Source organism: Maribellus maritimus, assembly GCF_022267315.1.
Classification (GTDB): Bacteria; Bacteroidota; Bacteroidia; order Bacteroidales; family Prolixibacteraceae; genus Draconibacterium; species Draconibacterium maritimum.
Map to the genome: position 1 here is coordinate 57413 of NZ_JAIKLE010000037.1, position 6362 is coordinate 63774.

The window sequence follows — 6362 nt, forward strand, 5'->3', positions numbered from 1 at the left end:
AAAAGGATGAATCTTTCAGATAAAATTTCAAAGCAACTGGAAAAACGATTGCAGTTTGTGTACAAAAAGAACTATTCTGACAAACTGTTGGTAAAACTTGCAGAAGTTATTGCCCAATACCCGAGGATTCAGCATAATAAAGAGAAATGGGATGAAAAAGAAGTTGTATTAATCACCTATGGCGACAGCATAAAAAAGGAAGGAGAAGTTCCTTTACAAACACTCAAAAAATTTCTGGATGAAAAGGTAAAGGACCAACTATCTGTAATTCACATTTTACCTTTTTTTCCCTATTCCAGTGACGATGGTTTTTCGGTTATCAATTTCAGAGAGGTGAATCCCGAACTGGGAAACTGGGGTGATGTAAAATCGCTCAATGAAAATTTTGCGCTGATGGCCGACCTGGTTATCAATCACGCGTCCAGTAAAAGTGAGTGGTTTCACAACTTTCTGAAACAGGAAGGAAAAGGTAAAGACTATTTTATTACCGAAGACCCAAAGACCGATCTTTCGCAGGTTGTTCGCCCAAGAAGCACGCCGCTTTTAACCGCCTGTAAAACCTCAAACGGAATAAAACACGTGTGGACCACATTCAGCGCCGACCAGGTGGATCTGAATTTTTCCAATCCTGAGCTACTCATCGAAATGATAGATATTTTGTTGGGCTACATTTCAAAAGGGGCGCAAATTATCCGCTTAGATGCCATCGCATTTTTGTGGAAAGAAACCGGGACAACGTGTCTGCACCTGCCCGAAACTCATGAAGTAGTAAAACTTTTGCGCGATGTAGCTGAATATATCAATCCATCGGTAGTTATTCTAACGGAAACCAATGTGCCGAACAAAGAAAATCTGAGTTATTTTGGAAACAACGATGAAGCACACATGGTATATCAGTTTAGTTTACCTCCCCTCCTGCTCCATGCTTTACACACCGGAAACTCGACCTACTTAAACAAATGGGCTGAAAGTTTACCTGAACTAAACGACGAGACCACTTTTTTTAACTTTACTGCGTCGCACGATGGAATTGGCGTTCGTCCGCTGGAAGGACTTCTTCCTGACAACGAAAAAACCGAACTGGTTGACAATATGCAAAAATTTGGCGGGCTGGTAAACTACAAATCCAATTCGGACGGAACCCAAAGTCCCTACGAACTTAATATTACCTATTTCGACGCATTAAAAGGAACCCATTGTGGAATTGATAATTTTCAGGTAGAACGGTTTCTGGCGTCCCAGATTATTATGATGAGCTTTCAGGGTGTTCCCGCATTTTATATTCACAGTTTAACTGCAACTCCAAATTATTTGGAAGGAGTTGCTAAAACAAAACACAACAGAACCATCAACCGAAGAAAGTGGAATTTTGATGAACTTCAGCAAATATTAAGCAGTGATACACCTCAAAAGAAAGTATTTGAGTCACTGCAAGAGCTTATTTCCCTTAGAAAAAAGCAAAAGGCTTTTCACCCAAATGCAAAGCAGGAAATTCTGGAGATGGGAAACCATTTGCTTGCATTGGCCCGGATATCAAAAAATAAAAAACAAACGATTGTATTGGTTGCAAACCTTACAGACAAAGAACAATCGTTTACTCTTTCTGAACAATTCAAACTATGCACCTTTAATTTGATTGAAAATAAAAAAATAAGCCAAAAATCCTTAAAGCCATATCAGTGCATGTGGTTAAGCACTATCTAAAGTAAGTCAAAAAACTATCATTTATTTTTTGAAGCTTCCAGTCATCTTTAAAACTATAAAACAGTTGCCGGTTTAAGCAGCCTTTATAAAAATAACTCTTCTTGTAACCTTTTTTCAATTTTGTCGACTCCCTGCAACATTTCACCCTTTAAAACGGTCTGATAAACGAATTAACTCACATAAATACATCGGGTTATATACTTTGCGTTTGAGAAAAGCGTTTTATTAGATACCAAAACTAAAAGCAAACAGCCATGGAAACAGATGTTTTTCTGAACGAATATCAGAAAGAGCTGGATTTAAAACTATCTGACAAACACAGATTGAATCTGGCCAACAGCAACAAAAAAGGCGAAGAAGACGGGAAAAGAAATTTGCCTTCGGTTGACGACACATTTGTAACCCCTTACGAACACGAAATCAGAAATAATTATCAGGCAGAAGTTGAAGAGTTATATAAAAACGGGCGGCAGGTGCTTGATGATTTAAAAGATCGAAACTATAAACCGGTTAGCAACGAATTAAAAGAATTGAGTCCGGATAAAATCCAACTGCTTTTAAATGAAGCCGGGAAGGAAAAAGCAAGAAAGCTGGAAGAATTAAACAACAACCACCTCGACACAGTAAAAGACATCGAAAATTCGCCACACTACCAGACTTCAAAAAAACGTTTTGAAAGAATTAAAAACCGCTGGGAAGAAGTCACTAAAAAACACAACAGAGAAGAACTGAACATTCATTTTAAACCCTACTGGGCCTACATTTTACTGTTGTTTGCCATTGGAATTGCAGAGTTCCCTTTAAACAACCAGGTTTTTGTTTCGTTTCGGGAAACTCCGTTGCTCACGTTGATAATGGCAGGTGTATTGGTTATTACATTGCCTTTTCTGGCTCATGCAGCAGGTAAAATTCTAAAACAGGCAAAAACACATAAAATCTACCCTTTCCTTTTTATTCTGCTGGTTCTGACTGTTGCATCGGTAAGCTATTTTACAGCCCTGTTACGAACCAACTACCTGGAGGAACTAGGAGTTCCTGAAGAACAGCTTTTTCTGGACCAGTGGACCTTTTTTACTATCGGTATAATTCTTTTTCTGGTCGGCACAATAGCTTCCTTTTTTGCACACGACGACAGCAATGAATTTGTTGAGGTTTATCACAAATTCCACAAAGAGGAAGAGGCTTTTGTAAAAGTAGAAAAGGAAATCAACGACAAACGGGCTGCCGAAAAAAACGAATATGATATACAACGAAAAGAAATTCAAAATGAATATTCCGAAAAAACGGCATTATTTAAAAACCGTATTCAGGATTTAAACACACAGAAAATTCAAATCGCCGGAAACTATAATAAAGTGTTGGCCTTTTGTCAGGGTATGGAGCGAAAAATAAACAGTAATTTTAAAGAAGCCATTTTTAATTACCGTGATACCAACCTCACTTTCCGGAATAACCATAAACAGCCCAAATCGTGGGCAGAAATGCTTGGCAATTTAAATGGTTATTTCTCTGATATCCCTGAACTCGACAAATCATAAAAGAAGCAATTATGAATATTAAAAAGTCAGGTTATTTTTGGATATTGCTTCTGTTCATTTTTGCCTCTTGCAAAAATGAAGTAGCAAAAACCACCGACATTTGTGTTCTGATTGATGTTACCGACGAAAAATTCAGAGACGAAAACTTTGTATCTGAAAGTGTCCCCAAACTGTTAAAGTTAATGAAGCTTGACAAAGAAAACGGAGGATATTCAGGAGCCAGTATTAAACTTTCGCTGATAAATGAGATTTCTGATTCAAAGTCAAAAACAGCTAAAATTAAAGCGGGAGAAACCGGGATGATGGGCGAAAATCCTTTAAACCGTAGAGATGAAGTAGTAAAATTTTGTGCGCAATTTGAAGCTAATTTTTCACAGATATTAGCCAGTGCAGACTGGGGAACCAATGCTTCAAAAATTTACCAAAAGGTGACTCGCGAACTGATAAAAATGAAAAATATGGAAGGCGACAAAAAATACCTCGTTGTCTATTCCGATATGCTTGAAAACAGCGATTTGTTTAGTTTTTACGGAAGCAATTGGGAAACAGCGATAAATAAAATGATCGAGAATCCCGAAGAAACGTTGGATAAACTGGGAAAAAAAGGGCCGGCTTTGCCCGACTTAAGTGAATTTATCATTTATATTGTCCCGCACCGGACTCCTGAAAATGATCAGAAAATTAATCTTTCGGAACAATTTTGGACAACACTTTTTGAATACCGCGGAGCTACGGTTATTTTTAATTCGGTATTAGAAGTTTAAGTAATTTTGCTGTAAAACGAATAAACCGAGGCCTATCACAGGTAACTAAAAAACGGTGGAACGTCATTCTGAATTTATATCAGGATATGTTTATTTGTAATTTGAGATTCTTAAACATGTTCAGAATGACGAGAAAACTGACATCTGGAATAGTCGTTTTGTTTTCAACAATACCGGCTGCCAAAATATTCTTTGGCATGTTCCTGTAAATTCCTGCTATTCTACGAAACATTTTCCGGGTATTTTCCTGTATAAACTAAAACAAAAACATAAAGATAACTGCCATGAATTCCAGTCATTCTATCCGGGTTTGCGGCTCGATCGCAAAAAAAGAATCACTAATCCCGTGGAAAAAAAATATACTCCCCAATACAAGTGTTGCCGAAGCCAACTTACCGTACTCAAATTATTACGGTACCGTTCCTGAAAAAGCCATCCCAAATTCTATTTTTCTTTTTACAAAGGAGTATTATACACTCGAAGAAGTTTTGCGTTTTTCACAAAAAATAAAATCGTGTGCGCTGGATAAATTAAACGTGGCAACAGCAACTGTTACTTTCAGCAGTAACCAATCCCATGCTATTCGGATAAAATACCTGCCCGATTATCAACACATCAGGAAAATTCAGGAATGCTTTGAAAAACAAGGAGTGATTCTTGCCAAAAAAATCCATATCGAAAATGAGGCTTTTATTAAAATAAACAAGTGTTTTATACTGGAAGAAATTGAAGAAAATATTTACATGGATTATGAAGAAAAGAACAAAGGATATCTTCTCATTAACCGGCTTTTAATACAGAGTGAATTTTATGAACTGTTGAACAATATCAGACTAAATGGCAACTGCAGACTTTTTGATGCCGCCAAAGGAGGAATCATCATCAATTCCGAAGTAAAAGAAATTATGCGTATCTATTCTGAACAACTCGACACAACTTTGCTCAAATGCATTCAAAATCAAGTCAATAAAATCTTCAAACAGAAACTACAGGCGCACTATTAGTCCCCTTTTTTGGGAGACAAACTTTAGCCACCTCAACAGATTGTTGTCATCTCTTATTTCCAATTAGGGTACATCCTGCTGAACCTATATCAGTATCTCTTTATTTCAAACAGATTCTGAAATATACCGAATATCGGGATGAATGATAAAAATACACATTAAGGCTTGCGCCGACTTAGTTTTTCAACGCTTCTTCAATTTCAGCCAGTTTATCTTTCACATCCTGACTGTTGGGTTGAAGTTCCAGCGCTTTTTTATACCAGAAGCGGGCAACCGAATAATTTTGTGTATCAAACGCAACGGATGCCTTTTCCAAATGGCTATTAAATAATTCTCCCGACTGCCCGGCTAAACGTTCATTTACCAATCGTTCAATTTCGGCTAACTGAGTTCTGGGATAGTCTTCATCCGATTTAACGGAAAGCGCTCTGTTATACCAACCACGCGCAACAGCGAATTGATTTTCCCGGAAAGTAGAATCAGCTAAATTGACAAAATTCTGATAATCCCGATCGCGCTGATTGGCCAGTAAACCACCAACCAACCTGTTTATTTCATCTATTCTCTGCGGCGGATACGTTTCTTCCGGCTTTACATCCCAGGCTTTATAATACCAACCACGCGAGGTGTTATATTCTTCATTATCAAAATAAGAATCAGCCATTCTGATGTATTCATTGTATAATGCGTTAAGTCCGGCTTCACTTGTAATTTCACTTTCCTCTGCTTCCGCATTCATTTGCTGAATTTCATTTCGGCGTCTCTCCAAATCAGCTGCAGCCTGTTGCTCTGCTAAAATACGCTCCTGTTCCTGTTTGAAAATATCGTTGATTTTGCTGATTTGTGATTTTGGATATTGCTCATCCGGCTTTACGCCAAGTGCTTTTTCGTATTCTGATTTAGCTTCAGTATAAGACTCTGTTTTGAAAAAACCATCGGCTGCAACAATAATACTTCGGTACTCTTCATTTACCTGCTGCTGGCGCAAAATCTCGTTAATTTCTTCTATTTTTTGAGTAGGATATTCCTCTGCCGGCTTTAAATCTGATGCCTTCTGATAATTTGTCTTTGCATCGTTGTAATTTTCTGTTCTGAAAAAATTATCGGCAGTTTGAATCGCATTTTCATAATTTCGGTTTAGAGCCTCAGATTCTCTTTGGGCAAAGGCAATTTCTTCCAGAAGCTGGTTTATCGCATCCAACTGTTCTTGTGGATAGCTCTCTTCCGGTTTAATGTCTAAAGCAGAACGGTATTTGTTGCGTGCATTTTCGTATTCACTGTTGTTAAAAAATCCGTCGGCACCCGCAATGGCGGCATTATATAAACTGTCCTGTTCTGCCTGTATCGCGGCC

At 37.8% G+C, this 6362-nt stretch carries 5 protein-coding genes; 4 read left to right on the forward strand and 1 reads right to left on the reverse strand.

What is annotated here, in order from left to right; genetic code table 11:
- Positions 1-6 precede the first annotated feature (6 nt).
- The 4 genes from K5G00_RS23730 to K5G00_RS23745 all read left to right on the forward strand — a co-directional run bounded on the left by K5G00_RS23730 (position 7) and on the right by K5G00_RS23745 (position 5010).
- A complete protein-coding gene (locus tag K5G00_RS23730) occupies positions 7-1704 on the forward strand; it encodes a sugar phosphorylase (RefSeq protein WP_238768996.1) in 1698 nt (565 codons plus the stop codon).
- A 254-nt stretch (positions 1705-1958) separates the two neighbouring features.
- Positions 1959-3242, forward strand: a complete 1284-nt coding sequence (locus K5G00_RS23735; RefSeq protein WP_238768997.1) for a hypothetical protein — start codon at positions 1959-1961, stop codon at positions 3240-3242.
- A gap of 11 nt (positions 3243-3253) precedes the next feature.
- Positions 3254-4006, forward strand: coding sequence for a hypothetical protein (locus tag K5G00_RS23740; protein ID WP_238768998.1), 753 nt, complete (start codon positions 3254-3256; stop codon positions 4004-4006).
- Positions 4007-4290: 284 nt separating this feature from the next.
- On the forward strand, positions 4291-5010 hold the full coding sequence (locus tag K5G00_RS23745; protein ID WP_238768999.1) for a hypothetical protein: 720 nt from the start codon (positions 4291-4293) through the stop codon (positions 5008-5010).
- Positions 5011-5185: 175 nt separating this feature from the next.
- Here the strand turns inward: K5G00_RS23745 and K5G00_RS23750 are convergent.
- The coding region (locus K5G00_RS23750) for a tetratricopeptide repeat protein (protein ID WP_238769000.1) at positions 5186-6362 on the reverse strand (1177 nt) is incomplete at its 5' end.

Coding starts and splice junctions, on each gene's coding strand:
- K5G00_RS23730 (WP_238768996.1), top strand. CDS start 7: ATGAATCTTTCAGATAAAATTTCAAAGCAACTGGAAAAACGATTGCAG.
- K5G00_RS23735 (WP_238768997.1), top strand. CDS start 1,959: ATGGAAACAGATGTTTTTCTGAACGAATATCAGAAAGAGCTGGATTTA.
- K5G00_RS23740 (WP_238768998.1), top strand. CDS start 3,254: ATGAATATTAAAAAGTCAGGTTATTTTTGGATATTGCTTCTGTTCATT.
- K5G00_RS23745 (WP_238768999.1), top strand. CDS start 4,291: ATGAATTCCAGTCATTCTATCCGGGTTTGCGGCTCGATCGCAAAAAAA.